The sequence below is a fragment of the Curvibacter gracilis ATCC BAA-807 genome (genome assembly GCF_000518645.1).
In the GTDB taxonomy this organism is placed as follows: domain Bacteria; phylum Pseudomonadota; class Gammaproteobacteria; order Burkholderiales; family Burkholderiaceae_C; genus Curvibacter; species Curvibacter gracilis.
This window is the reverse complement of the sequence record NZ_KI912467.1, coordinates 188,183-210,121: the sequence shown is the minus strand read 5'-3', so window position 1 is coordinate 210,121 and position 21,939 is coordinate 188,183. Positions and strand designations below refer to the sequence as shown.

At 66.5% G+C, this 21,939-nt stretch carries 21 protein-coding genes and 1 other RNA gene; 2 read left to right on the top strand and 20 right to left on the bottom strand.

Going from position 1 to position 21,939, the window contains the following annotated elements; all coding sequences use genetic code 11:
* From L880_RS0129635 to trxA, 15 genes are all read right to left on the bottom strand, one after another.
* Positions 1-1,029 carry a histone deacetylase family protein gene (locus tag L880_RS0129635; protein WP_027478678.1) on the bottom strand — a complete coding sequence of 343 codons (1,029 nt, stop codon included), beginning with the start codon at positions 1,027-1,029 and terminating at the stop codon, positions 1-3.
* 16 nt (positions 1,030-1,045) lie between these two features.
* Positions 1,046-1,795 (bottom strand): GntR family transcriptional regulator, encoded by a 750-nt coding sequence (locus tag L880_RS0129630; RefSeq protein ID WP_051443677.1) that lies wholly within the window; start codon positions 1,793-1,795, stop codon positions 1,046-1,048.
* A 50-nt stretch (positions 1,796-1,845) separates the two neighbouring features.
* Positions 1,846-2,727, bottom strand: coding sequence for a DMT family transporter (locus L880_RS0129625; RefSeq protein ID WP_027478676.1), 882 nt, complete (start codon positions 2,725-2,727; stop codon positions 1,846-1,848).
* Positions 2,720-3,772, bottom strand: coding sequence for a histone deacetylase family protein (locus L880_RS0129620; protein WP_027478675.1), 1,053 nt, complete (start codon positions 3,770-3,772; stop codon positions 2,720-2,722). The genes L880_RS0129625 and L880_RS0129620 overlap by 8 nt, the downstream gene beginning before the upstream one ends.
* 44 nt (positions 3,773-3,816) lie before the next feature.
* Positions 3,817-5,184, bottom strand: a complete 1,368-nt coding sequence (locus L880_RS0129615) for an aspartate aminotransferase family protein (protein WP_027478674.1) — start codon at positions 5,182-5,184, stop codon at positions 3,817-3,819.
* 36 nt (positions 5,185-5,220) lie between these two features.
* Positions 5,221-6,165 (bottom strand): 2-hydroxyacid dehydrogenase, encoded by a 945-nt coding sequence (locus L880_RS0129610; protein ID WP_027478673.1) that lies wholly within the window; start codon positions 6,163-6,165, stop codon positions 5,221-5,223.
* A 14-nt stretch (positions 6,166-6,179) separates the two neighbouring features.
* Positions 6,180-7,811, bottom strand: coding sequence for an ABC transporter ATP-binding protein (locus L880_RS0129605; RefSeq protein WP_027478672.1), 1,632 nt, complete (start codon positions 7,809-7,811; stop codon positions 6,180-6,182).
* 62 nt (positions 7,812-7,873) lie between these two features.
* Positions 7,874-8,725 (bottom strand): ABC transporter permease, encoded by an 852-nt coding sequence (locus L880_RS0129600; RefSeq protein ID WP_019573264.1) that lies wholly within the window; start codon positions 8,723-8,725, stop codon positions 7,874-7,876.
* A gap of 8 nt (positions 8,726-8,733) precedes the next feature.
* Entirely contained in the window at positions 8,734-9,708 is a 975-nt protein-coding gene (locus tag L880_RS0129595; RefSeq protein ID WP_019573265.1) for an ABC transporter permease, read from the bottom strand.
* A gap of 43 nt (positions 9,709-9,751) precedes the next feature.
* Entirely contained in the window at positions 9,752-11,332 is a 1,581-nt protein-coding gene (locus L880_RS0129590) for an ABC transporter substrate-binding protein (protein WP_027478671.1), read from the bottom strand.
* A gap of 58 nt (positions 11,333-11,390) precedes the next feature.
* Positions 11,391-12,176: a class II aldolase/adducin family protein gene (locus tag L880_RS0129585; protein WP_051443676.1), complete on the bottom strand. Its 786-nt coding sequence runs from the start codon at positions 12,174-12,176 to the stop codon at positions 11,391-11,393.
* A gap of 434 nt (positions 12,177-12,610) precedes the next feature.
* The gene (locus L880_RS0129580; protein WP_027478669.1) at positions 12,611-13,528 is read right to left on the bottom strand and encodes a hypothetical protein; all 918 of its coding nucleotides are present in this window, start codon (positions 13,526-13,528) and stop codon (positions 12,611-12,613) included.
* Positions 13,525-13,986 (bottom strand): DUF6932 family protein, encoded by a 462-nt coding sequence (locus L880_RS34650; RefSeq protein ID WP_157463116.1) that lies wholly within the window; start codon positions 13,984-13,986, stop codon positions 13,525-13,527. The genes L880_RS0129580 and L880_RS34650 overlap by 4 nt, the downstream gene beginning before the upstream one ends.
* A 343-nt stretch (positions 13,987-14,329) precedes the next feature.
* Positions 14,330-15,592, bottom strand: coding sequence for a transcription termination factor Rho (gene rho, locus L880_RS0129570; RefSeq protein WP_019573269.1), 1,263 nt, complete (start codon positions 15,590-15,592; stop codon positions 14,330-14,332).
* A gap of 238 nt (positions 15,593-15,830) precedes the next feature.
* The gene (trxA, locus tag L880_RS0129565; protein ID WP_019573270.1) at positions 15,831-16,163 is read right to left on the bottom strand and encodes a thioredoxin TrxA; all 333 of its coding nucleotides are present in this window, start codon (positions 16,161-16,163) and stop codon (positions 15,831-15,833) included.
* A gap of 266 nt (positions 16,164-16,429) precedes the next feature.
* Here trxA and L880_RS0129560 point away from each other — a divergent pair, with 266 nt between their 5' ends.
* Complete coding sequence (locus tag L880_RS0129560; protein WP_027478668.1) at positions 16,430-17,818, top strand: TIGR03862 family flavoprotein; 1,389 nt, start codon at positions 16,430-16,432, stop codon at positions 17,816-17,818.
* A 10-nt stretch (positions 17,819-17,828) separates the two neighbouring features.
* Here L880_RS0129560 and L880_RS0129555 read toward each other — a convergent pair whose 3' ends face one another.
* A complete protein-coding gene (locus L880_RS0129555; RefSeq protein ID WP_043331016.1) occupies positions 17,829-18,095 on the bottom strand; it encodes a hypothetical protein in 267 nt (88 codons plus the stop codon).
* A 74-nt stretch (positions 18,096-18,169) separates the two neighbouring features.
* Positions 18,170-19,351 carry a GGDEF domain-containing protein gene (locus L880_RS33945; protein WP_051443674.1) on the bottom strand — a complete coding sequence of 394 codons (1,182 nt, stop codon included), beginning with the start codon at positions 19,349-19,351 and terminating at the stop codon, positions 18,170-18,172.
* A 168-nt stretch (positions 19,352-19,519) separates the two neighbouring features.
* Between L880_RS33945 and L880_RS0129545 the strand changes: the two genes are divergently transcribed.
* On the top strand, positions 19,520-20,536 hold the full coding sequence (locus L880_RS0129545; RefSeq protein WP_245615430.1) for a potassium channel family protein: 1,017 nt from the start codon (positions 19,520-19,522) through the stop codon (positions 20,534-20,536).
* Between the two features lie 147 nt (positions 20,537-20,683).
* On the opposite strand, the gene ffs is transcribed toward L880_RS0129545, so the two are convergent.
* The 3 genes from ffs to L880_RS0129535 form a co-directional block, all read right to left on the bottom strand.
* An RNA gene (gene ffs, locus L880_RS35335) (signal recognition particle sRNA small type) lies at positions 20,684-20,780 on the bottom strand.
* 137 nt (positions 20,781-20,917) lie between these two features.
* Complete coding sequence (locus L880_RS0129540; RefSeq protein WP_043331014.1) at positions 20,918-21,310, bottom strand: hypothetical protein; 393 nt, start codon at positions 21,308-21,310, stop codon at positions 20,918-20,920.
* Positions 21,311-21,321: 11 nt separating this feature from the next.
* Positions 21,322-21,714: a hypothetical protein gene (locus L880_RS0129535; protein WP_027478664.1), complete on the bottom strand. Its 393-nt coding sequence runs from the start codon at positions 21,712-21,714 to the stop codon at positions 21,322-21,324.
* Positions 21,715-21,939 lie beyond the last annotated feature (225 nt).

Below are 21,939 nucleotides of genomic sequence, written 5' to 3'. Positions count from 1 at the left end.
TCACGCCACCGATTCAAAGCCGCGCAGCGCGCTCACCAGATTGGGCCCCAGGTCATCGCCCAGGTAGCCGCCCTCCTGCACCAGCACGGTGGGCAGGCCCAGGCGGGCAATCTCGGCCGTGATGCGGGCAAAGCCCGGGGTGCTGACGGCCAGCATGCGGTAGGGGTCGTGCTCGTGGGCGTCCAGCCCCAGGGCCACCACCAGGGCGCCGGGGGCGTAGGCCCGCACGTGGGTCAGGGCCTGGTGCAGGGTCTGCAAGTAGCCCTCATCGCCCGTGCCGCGGGGCAGCGGCAGGTTGATGTTGTAGCCCAGGCCCTCGCCCTCGCCGTGCTCGTGGGCGTGCCCCGTGAAATAGGGCGTGCACACATGGGGGTCGGCATGCAGCGAGAGGGTCAGCACATCCTTGCGGCGCCAGAAGATGCCCTGGGTGCCGTTGCCATGGTGCACATCGATGTCCAGCACAGCCACCCGGGCATGGCGCTGGCGCAGGTGCTGGGCTGCAATGGCGCTGTTGTTGAGGTAGCAGAAGCCATTGGCCCGGTCGGTGTAGGCGTGGTGGCCTGGGGGGCGGCACAGCGCGTACACGGCGCGCTCACCGGCCAGCACCAGTTCGGCCGCGTGGGTGGCGCTGTGGGCGGCGGCGGTGGCGGCCTGCCAGGTGTGGCGGCCGATGCTGCAGGCGTTGTCGCCCATGTGGTAGCCGGCCTGGCCCACCAGGTGCTCGGGGTAGGTGAAGGGCTGGCCGGGGAAAGGGTAGACGTTGGGCATCACCTCGTCGGAGGCGTTTTCGAGCTGCTGCCAGCGCTCCCAGGCGGTCTCCAGAAAGTGCAGGTACTGCGGTGTGTGGATGGCAGCGCGCGGGCCGGGGCCATGGTCGTCCGGGGCCAGCACCGTGTGGCCTGCGCCCTGGGCCGCGGCCAGCAGCCGGGTGGCACGTTCGGGTTGCTCGTTGCTGCGCTTGAGGCGGCCGCGCACGATGAACTGTTGCGGGTCGTGGCCCTGGTGCTGGTCGGAGTGGACGATCTTCATGGCATCTGGTGGGGGGTCAGGGTGGGTTGGGTGGCGCGGCGTTTTGTGCTTGTTGGGCGCGCAGGAACAGGGCTTGCACGTGTTCCTGCCCTTCGAGCAGGTGGTGGCGCAGGGCCTGTTCTGCGGCCGCGGCATCGCGCCGGCGCATGGCCTCGATCACCGGGCGGTGCGATTCGGCGATCAGGTTGGGGTCGCGGTAGCTGCCCTCGGTGAGGGCCAGGATCATGCGGATCTCGGTCTGCATGTTGCTGAACAGCCGGTGCAGGTAGGCGTTGCCCGATATCTCGCAGATGCAGGCGTGGATGCCCAGGTCGAGCGCCACGCGCTCGGCCTGGCCCAGGTGCGGGGCCTGGGCCACCATGTGGTCGACGCGGGCCTGCAGCTGCGCCAGTTGCTCGTCGCTGGCCTGGCGGCAGGCCAGGCCGGTGGCCATGACCTCCAGCCCGATGCGCACCTGGAACAGGTCGTTGATCTGCTGCAGGTCCAGGGTGCGCACCGTGAAGCCATAGCGCGGCCGCGCCACCAGCAGGCCCTGGCTTTCCAGGCGGCGGGCGGCTTCGCGCACCGGGGCCCGGCTGACGCCCATCTGGCGCGCCAGTTCGGCCTCGACGATGCGCGCCCCGGGAGGCAGGCGGCCTTCGACGATGGCCTGCTGCAGCTGGGCCTCGACCACGGCCACCAGGTCAGGCAGATCGATGGACGAAAAGCCAGGGGCCGCAGAGGGGATGGCGCGGGGTTCGGGTTGGGGGGCGACGATGGTGTTCATGGTGGGGCGCGGCTTTGTCTCGACGGGGTCTTGAGTCTCGGTCAGGGCCGTTACTTTAAGCGTCTGGGCAGGGCCAGATAGACCCCGGCCGCGCCGATCAGGGCCATGCCCCCCAGGGCCAGGGCATCGGGTGGCCGCTGGAACCAGAAGGTGCTGATCAGCACCGCCAGCAGCAGCTGCAGGTAATTCATCGGGGCCAGCACCGAGGCCGACACCCGGCGGAAGGCGGCCAACAGCAGCAGCTGGGCCGCCCCGCTGACAAAGCCTCCGGCCACCAGAACGCCCAGTTCGACTCCGCCCGGCCAGGCCACGGGGGCGCTGAACAAGGCCGGCAGGTTGGTCACCACCAGGCACATGGCGGCCATGTAGGCGTATTGCACGGGGGCCGGCACCAGGCCCGACAGGCGCCGCGTGAGCACCTGGAACAGGGCGTAGCACACGGCGGCCAGCGCCATCAGCAACGTGCCGGTGAGGGGCAGGGCGCCGCCCGGGCGCACGATCAGCAGCATGCCGGCAAAGCCCACCAGCACGGCCACCCATTGCACGCGGCCGACCTGCTCGCCCAGCACCCAGGGCGACAGGGCCACCATGATCAGCGGGGCGGTGAAGTAGATCGCGGTGGCCTCGGCCAGCGGCATGCTGGCCAGGGCCGTCATGAAGCTGGTGGCCACGATGGCCAGCATGAGGCTGCGCAGGAACAGCAGTTTTTGATGGGGCTGGCGCCACACCCGCCAGTCGCCATGCCGCCACAGCAGCACCGCGGCCATGCTGCCCACGGCCACGTAGCGGGTCAGGTTCATCAGCGTGGCCGGGTAGTGGTTCAGCATCTGCTTGGCAAAGGCGTCATAGCAGGCAAAGGCCAGCAGGGCCGCCAGAAACAGCAGCATGCCCTGGCGTTGTTGGCTGGCCACGGGGGCGGTGGCCTCAGCCATGCAGGCCTTCCAGGAAGGCGCTCAGGCCGGGGCCGATGGCCTCGACCATGTAGCCACCTTCTTGCACCACCACGGTGGGCAGGCCCAGGCGGCGCACCCGTCGGCCCACGTCGCGGTAGGCCTCGAAGTCGAGCCGCAGCACGCTGATCGGGTCGTCCTTGTAGGTGTCGAAGCCCAGGGCCAGTACCAGGGCGCGGGGGGCGAAGTCCAGCAGCGCGGCCTGGGCCGCGTCCAGGGCCCGCGCGAACTCGGCGTTGCCACTGCCGTGCGGCAGCGGCAGGTTGAGGTTGCAGCCGGTGCCGGGCCCGATGCCGCGCTCTTCGGCGTAGCCGGTGTAGAACGGAAAGTACTGGCCCGGGTCGGCGTGGGTGGAAACGGTCATCACCTCGGCGCGGTCGTAGAAGATGTTCTGCGTGCCGTCGCCGTGGTGCGCGTCCACATCGAGCACGGCCACGCGGCCGAAGTGGCCCAGCAGGCGGGCCGCGGCGCAGGCGTTGTTGTTGACAAAGCAAAAGCCGCTGGCGCGGTCGCTGTGCGCGTGGTGGCCCGAGGGGCGGCACAGGGCGTAGGCGGCGGGGGCGCCGGCGATCACCGCGTCGGCGGCGGCCACCGCGCTGTGTGCCGAGCGCAGGATGGAGCGCCAGCTGGGCGCGCCGATGGGGCAGGACAGATCGCCCAGGTAGTAGCCGGTCTGCGCCACCAGCGAGGGCGAGGGGCAGGGCCCGCGGCGCAGGCCACCACCTGGGCTGGGGTAGGGCCCCAGGTTGGGCAGCACTTCAATGCCGGGCTCGACGCCGGGGCGGCGCAAGGCTTGCCAGCGGTCCCAGGCGGTTTCCAGGTAGTCCAGATAGTGCGGGGCGTGCACGGCGGCCAGGGGCTCGCGCCCCAGCTCGGCGGGCTCGTGCACCGGCACCCCGCAGGCCTGCAGCGCGGCCTGCAGGGCGCTGGCACGGCTGGGCAGGTCGGCCGCGGGCATCAATCGGCCCAGGCGCATGAACTGCTGCGGCGTGTGCAGCACCTGGTCGGGCGAGAAGAAGGCTTGCATGGGGCACTCCGGGGGCGGGGGGTGTTTCTGGCGGTGCTGGAAGTTCAGGTAGGCAGGCTGGCTTCGAACAGGTCGAAGGCCTGGTCCAGCCGGGCGAACAGGGTGTCGAGCTCGGCCGCGCTGATGATCAGCGGCGGGCACAGGGCCACGGTGTCGCCCATGGCGCGCACGATCAAGCCCTGTTCCTGGGCCAGCTGGGCCAGGCGCGGGCCGGCCTTGAGAGCGGGGGCAAAGGGCTGGCGGCTGGCCTTGTCGGCCACCAACTCCAGGGCACCGATCAAGCCCACGCCACGGGCTTCGCCCACGCAGCGGCGCTGGCCGAACTGGCGCAGCCGGGCCTGGAAGCCGGGCGCGAGCGCGCGCACGTGCGCCAGGATGCCGTCGTCCTCGTACACCTGGAGTGTTTCGAGCGCGATGGCCGAGGCCACCGGGTGGCCCGAGTAGGTGTAGCCGTGGCCGAAGGTGCCGATGCGCCCGCTGTTGGCGGCCAGGGCGGTGTGGATGGCCGGCGACACCATCACGGCGGAGATCGGCACATAGCCCGAGGACAAGGCCTTGGCGCAGGTCAGGATGTCGGGCTGCAGGCCGAAGGTGGTCGAGCCGAACATGTTGCCGGTGCGGCCAAAGCCGCAGATCACCTCGTCGGCCACCAGCAGCACCTGGTACTTGCGCAGCACGGCCTGCACTTTCTCGAAGTAGGTTTCGGGCGGCACGATCACGCCGCCCGCGCCCATCACCGGCTCGGCAAAGAAGGCGGCCACGGTGTCGGGGCCTTCCTGCAGGATGCGCTGCTCCAGCGAGTCGGCCAGGCGGGTGGCAAAGTCGGCCTCGCTTTCGCCGGGCAGGCCGTAGCGGTAGTGGTGCGGGCACTCGACATGGCCGATGCGGTCTATCGGCAGGTCGAAGTCCTGGTGGTTGGCAGGCAGGCCGCTGAGGCTGGCCGCCGCCACCGTCACGCCGTGGTAGGCGCGCTGGCGCGCCAGGATCTTCTTCTTGGCGGGCTTGCCGATGGCGTTGTGGTAGTACCAGACCATCTTCACCGCGCTGTCATTGGCCTCAGAGCCCGAGTTGGCGAAGAACACCCGGGCCATGGGCACCGGTGCCAGGGCCAGCAGCTTTTCGGCCAGTTGCGCCACCGCCGGGTTGGAGCGGTGGTTGAAGGTGTGGTAGTAGGGCAGGGTCTGCAGGGCCTGGGTGCCTGCCGCGATCAGGCGCGGGTGGCTGAAGCCCAGCGAGCTGCACCACAGGCCCGACATGCCCTCGATGTAGCGGCGGCCCTGCTCGTCTTCGACATGGATGCCGTCGCCGCGCGTGATCACCAGCGGGCCGACGTCGGCGTGGGTGGCCAGGTTGGTGAAGGGGTGCAGGTGGGCCGCGATGTCCTTGGCGGCCAGTTCGCTGGGGGTGTTCATGGTGGGGCTTTCTTGGGGGCAGGAAGGTGGTGGGGCTCAGTAGCCGCGTTGCAGGTCGACCGCCACCTCGGCGGCCCGGCCGGCATCGATCAACGCCAGGTTGTCGGCGGTCTGGCGCGCAATCACGGCCGGGTCGGTGCGGGTGGCGATGTGCGGGGTGATGAGGATGCGTGGGTCGGCCCAGAAGGGGTGATCGGGGGGCAGGGGCTCTTGTGTCAGCGCATCCAGGGTGGCGGCGGCCAGCTGGCCGCTGGCCAGCGCGGCCAGCAGGTCGGCCTCGACCAGGTGGGCCCCACGCCCGACATTGATCAGGTGGGCACCCCGAGGCAGTTGATTGAACAGCGGCTGGCCCAGGATGCCGCGGGTGTCTTCGGTCAGCGGCAGCAGGCACACCAGGGTGTCGCAGCCGGCCAGGAATTCGGCCTGCCCGGCCTCGCCATGGAAGGCCTGCAAGCCCGTCGGCAGTTCATTTTTTGGCGAGCGGCTCCAACCCCGCACGCTGTAGCCGATGTTCAGCAGGGCCTCGGCACAGGCCAGGCCCAGGGTGCCCAGGCCGGCAATGCCGACCCGGTGCTGGCGCGGCGGCTGCACGGGCTGCTCTTCCCAGCGGCGCGCGGCGGCGCTGCGCAGGTAGGCCCCCATGTGGCGCTGGTGCTGGATCACCGCCCAGGTGACGTAGGCGGTCATGCCCTGGCCCATGTCGGGGTCGATGATGCGGCACACCGGTACATCGGGCAGGGCCGGGTCGGCCGTGATGTGGTCGATGCCGGCGCCCACCGACTGGATCAGCCGCAGCCGGGGCAGGCGGGCCAACAGGCCCTCGGGCGGGTACCAGCAGACGGCGGCGTCGATGTCTTCCAGCGGGCCGAGCTCGGTGCCCAGGCGCAGCCTGGCCTGGGGAAACTGGGCCTGGAAGGCGGGCAGCAGGTAGCTGAAGTCGAGGTTGCTGCTCAGAAAGGCGATGGTGAGGGGCTCAGACATGGGGGGCTCGGGGCTCAGTCTTGGTGGGCATTCAGGCGCGGGATGGCCTCGATCAGCCGGCGCGTGTACTCATGCTGCGGGTTGCGCAGCACCTCGGCGCTGGGGCCGTACTCGACCACCTGGCCGCGCTGCATGACGGCGATGTGGTCGCACATCTCGCCGGCCACGCGCAGGTCGTGGGTGATGAAGACCATGGCCAGCTGGAAGCGCTCGCGCACCTCGGCAAACAGCTTGAGCACCTGGGCCTGCACCGACACATCCAGGGCCGACACGGGTTCGTCGGCCACCAGCAGCTCGGGCTCCATGGCCAGCGCGCGCGCAATGCCGATGCGCTGGCGCTGCCCGCCCGAGAACTCATGCGGAAAGCGGTCGGCGGCCTCGGGGCCCAGGCCCACCAGTTGCAGCAGCTCCAGGGCCCGAGCCATGGCCACGTCGCGCGGCACGCCCTGGGCGATGGGGCCGGCGGCCAGGGTGGGGCCGATGCGGTGGCGCGGGTTGAGCGAGGCGTAGGGGTCTTGAAAGACCATCTGGATCTTGCCCTTGGCCTGCTGGCGCAGCGCGGCGCCCGACATCAGGTTGCGGCCCTTGAACAGGATGCGGCCCGACTCGAACGGGGCCAGGCCGACGATGCAGCGGCCCACGCTCGATTTGCCCGAGCCCGACTCGCCCACCAGGCCCAGGGTCTGGCCGCGGCGCAGTTCGAAGTTGACGTTTTTTGCGGCGCTGACCTGGCGCCCCTTGCGGAACAGGCCGCCGCCCGAGGTGTAGGTCTTGCACAGGTCCTGCACCTGCAGCACGTGCAGGGGGTCGGGTTCGCCCTCGCGGATCACGGGCTCGCCCTGGGGAATGGCGGCGATCAGCTTCTGGGTGTAGGGGTGGCTGGGCTGGCTCAGCACCTGGCGGGCCGGGCCGGCCTCGACCACCTGGCCGGTCTGCATCACCACCACGTGGTCGGCGATCTCGGACACCACCCCGAAGTCATGGGTGATGAACAGCAGGGCCATGCCGCGGCGCTGCTGCAGCTCGCGCATCAGCTTGAGGATCTGCGCCTGCGTGGTGACATCCAGTGCCGTGGTGGGCTCGTCGGCGATCAGCAGGCGGGGCTCCAGCAGCATGGCGCAGGCGATCATCACGCGCTGGCGCTGGCCCCCCGAAAGGCGGAAGGGGTAGCTGTCGATCAGCAGGGCCGGGTCGGGCAGTCCCACATCGGCCAGGGCGGCCAGGATGCGGCGGCGCTTTTCGGCGGCGCCGAGCTTCAGGTGGGCATCGAACACCTCGGCCAGTTGCTCGCCGATGCGCATCACCGGGTTGAGGGCGGTCATGGGCTCCTGGAACACCATGCCGATGCGGTGGCCGCGCAGCTCGCGCATCTGGGCTTCGTTGAGTTGCAGCAGGTCTTTCCCGTCAAACAGGATCTGGCCGGCCACCGGCTCGACATGGGGGCGTGGCAGCAGGCCCATGATGGCGTTGGCAATCATCGATTTGCCCGAACCCGACTCGCCGACCACGCACAGCGTCTGGCCGGCCTGCAGCGTGAACGAGGCGCCCTGCACGGCCAGGCGGCGGTCGCCGCCCGAGGGCAGCTTGATGTCGAGGCCGCGTACTTCCAGCACGGGGGTGTCGGGCAGGGGATCGTTGGCAGGCATGGGGTGGCTTCCGGTCAGGGGCTGGGCACAGGGCTCGGTGGCGTCTTGCAGCACGGCGTTCATCAGCGTCTCCCGTCCAGGCGGGCGTTCAGGCCGTCGTTGAGGCCTTCGCCGACCAGGTTGAGGGCCAGCACGGTGAGCACGATGGCGGCGCCCGGGAACACCGCCATCCACCAGGCCTGGCGCAGCACGGTGCGGGCTGAGCCCACCATGTAGCCCCAGCTCATCTGGTTGGGGTCGCCCAGGCCCAGAAAGCTCAGGCTGGACTCCAGCAGGATCGCGGTGGCCACCATCAGCGAGGCCATCACCACGATGGGCGAGGCCGCGTTCGGCAGGATCTGCGTGAGGATGATGCGGGGCGTGCTCTGGCCCGACAGCTGGGCGGCGGCCACAAAGTCGCGCTGGCGCAGCGTGAGGAATTCACCGCGCACCAGGCGGGCCACCGGGGGCCACGAGACGATGGCGATGGCCGCCACGATGGACTTGACCGAGGGCTCGAAGATGGCCACCAGCACGATGGCCAGGGCAAAGCTGGGGATGGCCTGGAACAGTTCGGTGAAGCGCATCAGCGTGGCATCCACCCAGCGCCCGAAGTAGCCGGCCACGGCGCCGATGCTGACCCCGATCAGCAGCGACACCAGGGTGGACACGATGCCGATCAGCAGCGACACCCGTGCCCCCAGCACCACGCCCGACAGGATGTCGCGCCCCATGGTGTCGGTGCCCAGGGCGAAGCCGTTTTGCTGCCCGGGCTGCAAAAAGGGCTGCTCGACCATGTCCCAAGGGTCGTGGGCCGCCAGCAGCGGACCGAAGGCCACCACCAGCGCCACCAGCATCAGCACGATGAGGCCGAACAGGGCGCCGCGGTTGCGCCGGAAGCGGCGCCAGAAGGAGTTCTTGGAAGCTTGGCTCATGGAAGACCTCAGGCCATTTCGATGCGCGGATCGACCAGGGTGTAGACCAGGTCGGTGAGCAGGTTGAACAGCACGGCCACGGCGGCGGTGACCAGGAAGCAGCCCAGCAGCAGGTTGTAGTCACGCTGCAGCAGGGCGTCGAACATCAGGCGGCCGATGCCGGGCCAGGCAAACACGGTTTCGGTCAGCACGGCGCCGCCGATCATCCCGCCGGCCTGGATGCCGGCCAGGGTGACCACGGGCAGCAGGGCGTTGCGCAGGATGTGGTTGCGCTGGATGCGGCCCGGTGGCACGCCCTTGGCGCGGGCCGTCTTGACGAAATCCATCTGCGCCACCTCGAGCATCGAGGCGCGCGTCATGCGGGCGTACACGGCCATGTAGAACAGGGCCAGGGTGAGCGCCGGCAGGATCAGGTGCTTGCCGATGTCCAGCACCCGGTCCAGCCCGCTCAGGGAGGTGCCGACCGTGAAGAAGCCGAAGCCCGGCAGCCAGTCGAGCTGCACGGTGAAGATCAGCACCGCCATCATGGCCAGCCAGTACAGCGGTGTGGCAAAGAAGATCAGCGCCACCACCGTGATGGCGCTGTCCAGCCAGCTGCCCACCCGCCGGCTGGCCATGGCCCCCAGGGCCACCCCGAACAGCAGCGACAGGGCAAAGGCGCTGCCGGTCAGCAGCAGGGTGGCGGGCAGGCGGTCGGCGATCAGCTTGAGCACCGGCTGTTGTTGCCGGTACGACCAGCCCAGGTCCAGCGTGGCCACATGGCCCAGGTAGTGGCCGAGCTGGGTGGACAGGGGCTGGTCCAGCCCGAACTCCTTGCGCAACTGGGCCACGAACTGGGCGTCCGAGGCCCCGGCCTCGCCCGCGAGCACCGACACCGGGTCGCCGGGGGCGGCGCGGATGAGCAGGAAGTTCACGGTGGCGATCAGCATCAGGGCCAGCAGGCCCTGCACGATGCGGGTGAGCATGTACTGCAGACGTTTCATGGGCAGATCCGGCAAATGGGTGGGGCGGCTGGGGGGCTCGGGCTCAGGTCAGCGAGGCGCGGCTCAGGCTGTCGTTCAGGCCGATGCCCGAGCTGATCGGGTTCTTCACCTTGCTGCGGTAGAGCGTGGGGAAGTTGATCTCGTGCAACCAGGCCACGGGCACTTCTTCGAGCAGCAGCTTCTGCACTTCCAGGTAGGCCTTGGCGCGCGATTCGGGGTCGGTGGCGCGGGCGCCAGCGGCAAACAGGGCGTCGACGCGGCTGTTGCTGTAGCCCTCGACGTTGTTGAAGGGCGAGCCCTTGGCGATGTTGCTGCTGGTGTAGTTGCGGGCCACGCCCAGGGCCGGGTCACCGTACTGGTAGACGTAGGTGAAGGCGATGTCGTAGTCCCACTCGTTGAGGCGCTGGTTCCAGCCCGCCACGTCGGTGCCGGTGAGTTCGATCTTGATGCCGGCCTGGGTGAGGTTTTGGCGCACGATCTCGGCCTGGCGCTGCCACGACTCGCCATAGGGCAGGGGCAGCAGCTTCAGCGGCTCGCCCTTGTAGCCCGATTCGGCCAGCAACTGCTTGGCCTTCTCGAGGTTGCGCGGGTACTTGGCCACGTCGTCGCTGTAGTACTTGATGTGGCTGTTGAAGGGGCCTGTGGCCGGCTTGGCAAAGCCCTGCCAGGCGATCTTGGCCATGGCCTCGCGGTCGATGGCAAACATCACGGCCTGACGGAACTTGACGTTGTTCATCGGGGCCTTGCGGTTGTTCAGCCACAGCCACGAATGGGGCGAGAAGAACTCCCAGCCCTTGGTGGTCAGCGTCACCCCGGGCAGCTTGGACAGGCGCACCACGTCGAAGAACTCGACCGCGCCGCCGGGCACCACGTCGACCTTGCCCGACTCGAAGGCCGCGGCCCGCGAGGCGGCGTCGGGGATCACGTGGAAGTACAGGCTTTCCAGCAGCGGCTGGCCGGGGGCGTGGTAGGCCTCGTTGGCCACCAGCTGGATGTACGAGCCCTTGACCCACTCCTTGAACTTGAACGGGCCCGTGCCCAACGGCGTGGCGTTGGCCGGGTTGGTGGCGAAGTCGGTGCCCTCGTAGACATGCTTGGGCACCATGGGCATGGTGCCGGTCTCGAACAGGCCCAGGAAGGGGCCGAAGGGGTACTTGAGCTTGAACTCGACCGTCAGCGGGTCGATGGCCTTGACCGTGTCCAGGCACTCCAGGTTGCCGCGCAGGCGGGCGTGGGTCTTGCGCAGGAACACGTCAACCGAGAACACCACATCGGCCGAGCTGAAGGGCTTGCCGTCGTGCCACTTCACACCGGGCTTGAGCTTGAAGGTGTAGACCAGTCCGTCCTTGCTCATGGTCCAGGCGGTGGCCAGCAGGGGCTGTGGGTTGAGCTTGTCGTCGTAGCGCAGCAGGCCTTCGTAGATGTTGCCCGCGATGAGTTGCGTGGGGCCGTTCTGCACCATGCCCAGCATCAGGCCCGGGGGTTCGGGTTGCACCAGCACGTTGAGCACACCGCCTTTGCGGTCCTGGGCGAGCACGCTCAGGGGAATGCCAGCCAGGGACAGGCCGAGTCCAGACAGGCCGAGTCCGCTGGCACCGAGTTGAATCATTTCACGACGCTTCATGGCAGGAGTCCTTTGTGGGTGAGGGTGGGGCAGGAATGCGCTTGGATGACAGAGGGAATCAGTCGCGGAAACTGCTGGGCGCGGGGCGCTCCAGGTGCTTGAGCAGGCCCAGCCATTCGCGCTGGTTGGGGTCGGCCTGGCCAGGCAGGCGGTTGCTGTCGCCGCTCTCGTACTGGCGGGCCGTGCGCTCGCACACCTCGGGCGAGACGAGGCGGACCGGCTGGCCGCTGCCCTGGATGGCCAGTTGCACCCGGCAGGCGCGGTCGAGGTTGAGCATCAGGATCAGCGCTTCGGAGACCGTGCGGCCCAAGGTCATGAGGCCGTGGTTGCGCAGGATCATGGCGCGGGCCGTGGGGCCCAGGTCGGCGATCAGGCGTTCGCGCTCTTCCAGGTCGAGGGCGATGCCTTCGAACTCGTGGTACACGACCCGGTTGTAGAACTGCAGCGCCCACTGGTTGCAGGGCTGCAGCCCGTCTTGCAACGACGACACCGCCACGCCGGCCACGGTGTGGGTGTGCAGCACGCATTGGGCGTCATGGCGGGCCGAATGCACCGCGCTGTGGATGGTGAAGCCGGCCGGGTTCACGTCATAGGGCGAGGGCTCGATGATCCGGCCCTCAAGATCGATCTTCACCAGCGACGAGGCGGTGATGTCGCGGAACAGCAGGCCGTAGGGGTTGATCAGGAACTGGTCCTGGGTGCCGGGCACGCGGGCCGAGATGTGGGTGTAGATGCTGTCATCCAGCCCGAAATGGGCAATCAGACGGTAGGCCGCTGCCAGGTCCTGGCGAACCTGCTGCTCGCTCTGGCCTTCTGGGGCGGTGGGGGTGGACACGGTCGACATGCACGCTTCCTTCCGGTGGGTCGGGGTGCTTGCCTAGTACAAGATGCCCCGTTTTGAGTTGATCTTCGACAGAAGACTGTCGACAGTTATCAACTTAGCAGGTTCCAGGCCAGGAAAGAACACCCTGAAAACCCTGAGTCAGGCCGTTCTTCGTGCGCTTTTGGTGCCTGCGTGCACCAGCGCAGGTCAAAGTCGCCACCAGAAAACGGTCTTCCGTGGGGCGCTCGCGGCTTTTCTGCAGTGCGTTCAGCGTTGATGTGCCCATACCCTTCATTCGGACTCTGGGGTTCGATGACGCGCGGGTATCCGCCTTCTCGCCAAGGTGCACGGCCTTGGACTGGCGCCGAGCTTGAGCTGGCTTGCGGCCCGGTGCCTGGCACACCTGGCCCACTGGTGCCTGGTGTACCTACAGGGCCCTTGGCGGTATCCCCAAGTCAGGTCTCGACGCTGATCAATTGGCGTTTGTAGATGTCGCGCTTTTCCACACTGTCCCAGTACCTGGCCGTTTCAACGCGCAGCCGGGCAGGGGTTGTGATGGTCAAGCCTTGCACCTGTTGGGTCAGTTGAAGCGGAAATCGGATCGACACCTTGCCATGGTCGGTGCGCAGGTCGAGGCGGCCTGTATCCGTGATGCTGGCCACCCGGCCTTCGATGGTTTCCTGATAACGCTCTGGTTCTCGCACGGTCTCGAGCATCATTCGCAGGCGGATGATCTCATCGGTACGGCCCTCCCAGGTACGCATGCCTTTGGGGGATTGCCATGCGACCTGCGCCGCCAAGCCTGCTTCGCTCAGCGCTTTCATGAACTCGCTCAACTGGTGGGCTGACTTTCCACCGATGGCGTCCACGGCGTCGTAGAAGTCGTTGGTGCTGGCGTTCAAGAGGCTGAAGGTCTGCGTCAGGGTGGCCTGCAGCAGGTTTTCGCCGGTGAGGTCGGGGGTGCCGTTGCCTGTAACAAAGATGCGTGTTGATCCATAGGCCAAGCCTGACAACTTGAGGTTGAGTGCATCAACCACGTCGTCGCCTATGCCTCGAGCAGAGTCCTGTCCGTAGCGCAGGCGGTGCGCAGCCAGTTTCAAGGCTTTTGAAAGGGGGCTCATGGCGGCGATGAACCAGTCCAGCGAAATGCTGCCATTGGCCTGGGGTCCGATCAGGCGCAGGTCAACCAGTTCGCCCGCCTCTTCGGCCAGGGCAAGGGCCAGTGCGCGCTGCGTGTCGTGTGCAGCGTCTTCTTGAACTTGGGCGGCCAGTTGCAAGAAAAAATCGTCCGGAGCGTGGTGGGCTCGCTCGCGTGTTTTTTGGGCAAATTCGGTCAGTGTGCTGGCGTGGTTTCGGAGAAATTGGCTGTTCATAGAGATAGCTCCGCGAATCCTTTGGCCGTGATCCGGTCGTGTGCAAAGCCCAATACGCCGCGCCAATAGGCTTCGCGATGAAAAGTTTCGTCAGATTGCGGTAGTTCGAGGTAGAAGTCCAGACCGTAAATCGCTCTTGCAGTGGGTTGATCAAACAGGCGCTGCAGCATTTGCCGATGGGCCTGAGTTGGAGCGCTTGCTTGGGCCCAATGGGGGTTCCAAAGCACGCAATCAATGTCATCCGGATCAGGCTTTTGGGTCAGGAAAGACCCGTCAAGCCAGAGCGTGCCGCGCACGTTCAATGAGTTGACGGCTGCCGTCCAGGTCGCCAGCTTGTCAAACAGAAGGTGACGTCGGGTTCCTTCGGGAAAGGGTGCAACAGCCAGTTTGTGCAGTTCGAGCAGGGTGAGCCTGTGTAGCCCAGGGAGTAAGAGCGCTGGGTGATCGTGCTTTGCCATGGGCTGTCGTTTTCCCTTCTGTTCCGCGTCCATCCTGCATTCGGTGATCCATCTGATGGTCAGATGCCGGCTGCACGGTAGCAGTGGGGGCAAATGGTGCGAAGGTGCTGACACGGCCGAGGCGCCGAATGGCAGCAATGGGTCGATGGCGGCTCTGCCCAGCTTTGTCAGGTTCGTTGAGCAGCGTTTGATGGCCTGCGTGTCCCTGTGTGCTGGAGGCATGGCTTGCGGCGGAACTGCATCCTTTCAGTCGGGCCTCTGATGAGCCAAAAAAAATCCCGCAGGCGGCAAGGCGTGCGGGATTCGGGTGCGCCCCTGTTCGGGGCGCCGGGGCCGGGGCGGGTCAGCCGCCGCGGCGCATCATGTCGAAGAAGTCGACGTTGGTCTTGGTGGCCTTCATGTTCTTGATCATGAGTTCCATCGACTCGATCTCGTCCATGTTGTACATGAACTGGCGCAGGATGCGGGTCTTTTGCAGGATCTCGGGGGCCAGCAGCAGTTCTTCGCGGCGGGTGCCGCTCTTGTTGAGTTCGATGGCGGGGAACACGCGCTTTTCGTACAGGCGGCGGCTCAGGTGGATTTCACAGTTGCCGGTGCCCTTGAATTCTTCAAAGATCACTTCGTCCATGCGGCTGCCGGTGTCGACCAGGGCTGTGGCGATGATGGTCAGCGAGCCGCCTTCCTCGACCTTGCGGGCCGCGCCGAAGAAGCGCTTGGGGCGTTGCAGGGCGTTGGAGTCCACACCGCCCGACAGCACCTTGCCCGACGAGGGCACGACGTTGTTGTAGGCGCGGGCCAGGCGGGTGATGGAGTCGAGCAGGATGACCACATCCTTCTTGAGCTCGACCAGGCGCTTGGCGCGCTCGATCACCATCTCGGCCACGTGCACGTGGCGGGCGGCGGGCTCGTCGAAGGTGGAGGCGATGATTTCGCCCTTCACCGAGCGCTGCATTTCGGTCACTTCTTCAGGGCGCTCGTCCACCAGCAGCACCATCAGGTGCACGTCGGGGTTGTTGGCCGTGATGGCGTGGGCGATGTGCTGCATCATCACCGTCTTGCCGCTCTTGGGCGGCGCCACGATCAGCGCACGCTGGCCGCGGCCGATGGGCGAGATGATGTCGATGATGCGGCCGGTGATGTTCTCTTCGCTCTTGATCTCGCGCTCAAGCCGCATCTGCTCCTTCGGGAACAGCGGCGTGAGGTTTTCGAACATCACCTTGTGCTTGTTCTGCTCCGGAGGGCCGCCGTTGACGGCGTCGAGCTTGGTCAGGGCAAAGTAGCGCTCGCCATCCTTGGGCGTGCGCACTTCGCCTTCGATCATGTCGCCGGTGTGCAGGTTGAAGCGGCGCACCTGGCTGGGCGAGATGTAGATGTCGTCGGTGCTGGCGGTGTAGCTGCTGTCCGGGCTGCGCAGAAAGCCGAAACCATCGGGCAGGATTTCCAGGACGCCGTCGGCAAACACCTGCTCGCCGGCCTTGGCGCGCTTCTTGATGATCGCAAACATCAGCTCCTGTTTGCGCATGCGGCCCGTGTTTTCGATCTCAAGCTCTTCGGCTTGCTTCAACACTTCAGACACATGGAGTGCCTTGAGTTCGTTCAAATGCATGGAGGGTCCTGCGTGGACTGACCCGGACAGTGGGTCGCCAAAAAATCCCTTGCGGGCTGACTGATTCGGGGGAGGTTTGGGGGGAGGCGAGAGAGGCCTCGCAAACCGGACATTCGATTCGGAAGGTTGGTCTGCCATCCGATGAATTGCGCTGATTATGACAGGAAAATCAGGCCGCCCGTTTCAGCGCAGCGGGCGCCTGCAAAACACGGCCCGCCCAGGGCGGGCCGCAGGGGCATCAGGCCAGTTGCTGGTCGATGAAGGCGGTGAGGGCCGCCTTGTTCAGGGCGCCCACCTTGGTGGCAGCGAGGTTGCCGTTCTTGAACAGCATCAGCGTGGGGATGCCACGGATGCCGAACTTGGCCGGGATGTCGCGGTTTTCGTCGACGTTCATCTTGGCGATCTGCAGCTTGCCTTCGTAGCCGGCAGCCACTTCGTCGAGGATGGGGGCGATCATCTTGCAGGGGCCGCACCATTCGGCCCAGTAGTCGACCAGCACGGGCTTGTCGGCTTGCAGAACGTCGGCTTCGAAGGAGGCGTCGGAGATGTGTTTGATCAGGTCGCTGGCCATGGTGTCGTTTCCTTGGGATGAAGCGTAAGAAAAGGAGTGATGCGCTTGAGTTGGCGGCATTGTGACAGAAACCAAGTCCTTTGATGGGGCATCACGCGCCTATGGGCGACATAGGCAAAAGCCATCAGAACATTCTGCGGGTCTTTGGCTGTTGTGTCCTGCTGGCCGTGGGCAGCGTCGGCGGGGCTTGCGTCACGCATACTTGCACCCCTGGCGAGGCCGCCGCACGGTGCCCGCCTTGACCTTTTTCTGATCTGTCTGCCCCCATGACCTTTGCTGCTTCTTCGACTTCTTCCCTGGCCCCATCGGCTGCTTCTCCTGCGCATCCAGGCCCGACCCCTGTGGTGGTGGTCGGGGGCGGCCCGGCCGGCCTGATGGCGGCCGAGGTGATGGCCAGCGCCGGGGTGGCGGTGCATCTGTACGACGCCATGCCCTCGGTGGGGCGCAAGTTTCTGCTGGCGGGAAAGGGCGGCTTGAACCTCACGCATTCCGAGCCGCACGAACCCTTCATGAGCCGCTATGCCGAGGCCCGCGCGGCCCTGGAGCCCGCCATGCACGATTGGGGTGGCCCCGAGTGGCGGGCCTGGGCCGCCGACCTGGGCATAGCAACCTTTGTGGGCAGCTCGGGACGCGTGTTCCCGACCGACATGAAGGCGGCACCGTTGCTGCGGGCCTGGCTGCATCGCCTGCGTGGCCTGGGGGTGCAGTTCCACATGCGACACCGTTGGCTGGGCTGGGATGCCTCGGGGGCTTTGCTCATGCAGGGCCCGCAAGGCCTGGTGACGGTGTCGGCTCGGGCCGTGGTGCTGGCGCTGGGCGGCGCCAGCTGGGCGCGCCTGGGGTCGGACGGGGCCTGGGTGCCCTGGCTGCAGGCGCGTGGCGTGGCGGTGGCGCCGCTGCGCCCTTCGAATTGCGGTTTTGAGGTGGCCGCCACGGCGCGCGAGCGGGGTGAGTCAAGGGGCGAGTCACGGCGCGAGTTCCTGGGCGAACTGCTGGGGCATGAGGCTGCGCCCAAGACCGGCTGGACCCCCTTCTTTGCCGAGCGCTTTGCCGGCCAGCCGTTCAAATCGGTGGCGCTGCGGCATGTGGACGGCGAGGGGCGGGTGTTCGAGCGTCGCGGCGAGTTTGTGGCCACCGCCAGCGGGGTGGAGGGCAGCCTGGTCTATGCGGTGTCGCCCGCCCTGCGTCGTGGCATCGAACAGCACGGCAGCGCCACTTTCGAGCTGGATCTCTTGCCCGACCATTCGGCCGAGCGGGTGCTGGCCGAAGTGCGGCATCCCCGAGGTTCACGCTCCTTGTCCAGCCACCTGAAAGGGCGGCTGGGGCTGGACGGCATCAAGATGGGGGTGCTCAACGAGCTGCTGAGCCGCGAGCAGATGAACGACCCGACCCAGCTCGCCGCAGCCATCAAGGGCTTGCCCATCACCGTGGTCGCCACCCGTCCCCTGGACGAGGCCATCAGCACGGCAGGCGGCGTGACCTTCGAGGGCCTGGACGCCGACCTGATGCTGGGCTCATGCCCGGGCGTGTTCTGTGCCGGCGAGATGCTGGATTGGGAGGCGCCCACGGGCGGCTATCTGTTGACGGCCTGCGCCGCGACCGGCCGCCGTGCCGGGCAGGGTGTGTTGCGCTGGTTGGCAGCCCAGCCCGCTTGAGCGGCCCAGCTCAGCGCCAGCCGCGGTGCCAGCCGTGATCGGGGTGGTGCCAGCCCCAGCCGTAGCGAGGGTGCTGGATCCAGACCCAGCCCACGCCCGGGCTGGCATAGGCGGGGGCCACATACACCGGGGCGGGTGCCGGCGCGACATAGACCGGTCCGGGGTTCACCACCACCGGGCGGGCGGGCACCGGCGCCACGACGCAGCCGGTGAGGCTGGCGCCGATGGCCAGGGTGGCCAGCGTGATCAGGGAGCGGATGGGGGTCTTTTCGAGCATGTGAGGCCTTTTGTCAGCATTCTGATACCGATAACGCCTGACGAATGGCGAGGTTGACCCCTGTTACCGAGGCTTTACACGACCCGGTTGCGACCCCATTGTTTGGCCTGGTACAGCGCCTGATCCGCCGCCGCGTAGAGGGTGTCAAAACTGGCCTCCGCATCGGGTGCGGTGCTGGCCAGGCCAATGCTCATGCAGATGCCCAGAGGGCGCCCCTGCACATGGGCCGGGGTGTTCTGGATGCGCAGGCGCAGCTTTTCGGCCAGCACGCGCCCGGCCTCGGGCCGGGTGGCGGGCAGCAGGATGATGAACTCTTCGCCCCCCAGGCGCCCGACCAGATCGGTGCTGCGCACCGTGCCGGAACACAAGGCCGCCACATGGCGCAGCACCTCGTCACCCGCGGGGTGGCCCCAGGTGTCGTTGACCTGTTTGAAATGGTCCAGGTCCAGCAGCAGCAAGGTGGTCGGTGTGCCCTGGCGCCGGGCCCGGGCCAGCTCGTTGCGCGTCAGTTCGACAAAGGTGGATCGGTTGAGCAGGGCGGTCAGACCATCGACCCGGGTCAGGCGCTCGAGCTCGCGTTGTTTGGTCTGCAGTGCCTGGTTGGCTTTTTCAAGCGCGCGCTGCTGCAGGGTGATCACGGCAAACTTGCGCCACAGCAACACCGACAGCGTGAGCCCCAGCAGGCAGGCGCACACGCCGTTGACGCGGTTGGACAACAGGTTTTCGGGCTGGGCCTGGGTCAGCCCGATGCCCGCCATGAAGCCCCCAGCCGCCAGGGCAAACAGCAGGGCCGATTCGCGTGGCCGCAGGTGCAGCAGCAGGCCGGCCAGCATGCAACCCAGCACAAACGGGGTGATGTTGGGGGTGACCCACTGGTCGATGCAAGCCAGCACCGTGGCATACACCAGTTCGATGACCAGCCAGGCCAGGGGCAGCAACCGGCCGGCCAGGCGCCGGGCGTCATGCCGGAGGTGGTGGGTCAAGCCCATGAAGACCAGCATCAGCAAGCCCATGGCGAGGTGGGCCCAGAGCAGCCCGAACAGCCAGTCGCGCGAGGCGCCCGAACTCTCCAGCAACAGCAATCGGAAGGCAAACACCAGGGTGGACAGCGCACTGAGCCCGCCCAGCAAAGGGGTCAGGATCCGCATGCGGGCCAGGTTGATCTCGCCGGCCTGGGGGGCCACCTGATCGTGCTCGCGGGCCCATTGGCGAAGCTTGAACCGCAGGGCTGGCCAGTCAAACGGGAGGGAGAGCATGTTGAAGCGGGGGGGCTGAAAAGCGGACCATCTACGCGATACCAAAGCACTCTAAACCGATTTGGGGCCCCTTGTCGCATCCGGTGGCAAGGCTTGAGTCCTGTTCAGGCGGTTTGAATGGATGGGCGGATGGCACAATCCGCCCGATCCGATTTGATGGGTGCCCCTTTGTCCAAACGTTTTCCCGGCAGACATTTTTCAGGCCTGGCCCGGGGTCTGTTGCTGCTGCTGATCCAACTGGCCGGCACGCTGGGCTACCACTACATCGGGCGGCCCACCGCAACCTGGATCGACAGCTTCTACATGACCTTCATCACCATCGCCACCATCGGCTATGGCGAGACGGTCGATCTTTCCAACCACCCCATGGGGCGGTTGTTCACCGTGCTGATCGCCGTGGTGGGCATCGGCACCATGAGTTACCTGTTCTCCACCATGGTGGCCTTGCTGGTGGACTACGACCTCAATGCGGCCATCAGGAGAAGACGGATGCAGAAGGAATTGGACCGGCTCAGCGGCCATTACATCGTGTGCGGCATCGGGCGCGTGGGCTCCAATGTGGCCGACGAACTGGACCTGACCCGGCGCCGCTACGTGGTGGTCGAGACCGACCGCCAGGTGCTGGACGCCTGGCTGGAGCACCACCCCGACGCGCTGTACCTGCACGAGGATGCGGCGGACGACGAAGCCCTGCTGCGTGCCGGCCTCAGCCGCGCGGCCGGGGTGTTCGCGGTCACGGGCGACGACAGCCACAACCTGATGGTGTCGCTGTCGGTCAAGCTGATCAACCCCGCGGTGCGCGTGGTGGTGCGCCTGCACGACATCCGCAACGAAAAAAAGGCCCGCCGCGCCGGCGCCGACGAGATCGTGTCGCCCGACTTCACCGGGGGCATGCGCATTGCATCGGCCATGGTGAGGCCGCATGTGGTCAATTTCATGGACCAGATGCTGCACAGCGACGAGGCCATGCGGATGGAGGAACTGGTGCTGCCGGCCCACTTTGTGCCTTGTGCCCTGAGCGAGGCCGTACCCCGCGCACGCGACTATGTGGTGCTGGCCGTTCATGCGGGTGGCGTCTGGGTCTTCAACCCCGATGAATCCCACCAGTTGAAGCCCGGCAATACCCTGGTGCTGATGACCAACCCCGCCGGGCGCGAGGCGCTGGAGCGGCGGCTGAAGGTGTGAGGCGAAGGCTTGGTGGAAAAGCCGATGGATTGCGAGGCCACAGCGCACTTGTTTCAAGCTTGCGTGTGGCACCCATGGCGTACAAACCGTTGTCTTGTGCCGGTGACCCGTGCCAAGTGCTGATCAGCCAACGATTTGAAAGAAGAAGTTGACGAGCCTTACCCCCGGCACTGGCTCCACAGTTAGGGCTGCTTGGTTCCCCACCTGACCCGGTTGGCCGCTTCACCATGCGGGGAGGCCCGTCAGCGATTTCTTCTTCATGTGTTACACGGATGTCGCACAGAAAATATGCCCAAATTCTAGGACAGGAACGGGTTTGAGCTACAGCAAAACCGCTGTGAAAGGGGCTGTTCCGTGCCCTCAAAAACACTTGCAAAGGCGTCAGTTCAACCCCAAGAGCCTTTGAATTTGAAGTTGGTCCTCGTGGCTCAGTGTCAGGGTGTCAGGCCCGTACAGACCGGCATCCAATTTCGCCAAAATTCCCTTCATCACAGCTTCCTGGTCCAGCTTGCCCTGGTTGTCGAACCGCCACTGTGCCACCCTGACAGACTCCAGTTCCAAAACGACGCCGTTCCTGACCAAGACATGTGCGTAGGCCACCTTCATCACCAGGTTGGCAAACTGGCGCAGGCTCAGGTCATCGTCGGTGTAGACCTCGAAAGAATCCGCAAGATCAAAGTTTCGCCATCCTGTGCGTGGGTGCTTGATCAGCACCCGGATTGAAATTTTGGCAGGCGTGTCGTCGCCCCAATCTGTTTCGTTCTGGTTTGTCATGCGCTCTCCCATCAAGCCAAGACGATGGCCAGTACCGCATCCCGGTCGATCACGGTGGGCACCGCGTCGCTGTTGCCAGTGACTTGTCGGTATGCATCGACCAACTTGCGCTCATTGGCGGTCAGGGCAGTGCCCTGCAGCGCTTGCTCGACAACCTCCCACACACCGGGCAGGTATTCGGTCACAACGAGTCGCACCAGATACGCTGGATCGACGCCCAGAGCGGTTGCCACGGCCTGGACATGCTGCACTGGCAGCTTGGCACGACCTTCACCGACCAATTGCAGCAGGTTCGGGCTGCTCAGGTCCGCCTCATTGGCGATCTGGCTGGGAGATTTGCTGGATTCGGCCACGCGCTCGCGGATCAACTGGGCAACGGTGGCGGAATGAGGCTGGTGATTCATCTTCGGGCTCTTTCATTGAGGTTGATCGCACCGTCAAACATCGCGGTGCGAAGCCCTTATTTCAGTGTCGGCAGTGCTTAACTTGCGATGGCAGTTTGTGCGCCCCCAAGCGGTGATCCGGCCCAGGCAGGCTCTGCGAAATGGCCCTGTAAAGCTGTGTACTATCGACGCACATCAACGAACAAAAAGACTGCAGGGAGCGTGCCGATCCACCAGGTGAGGCAT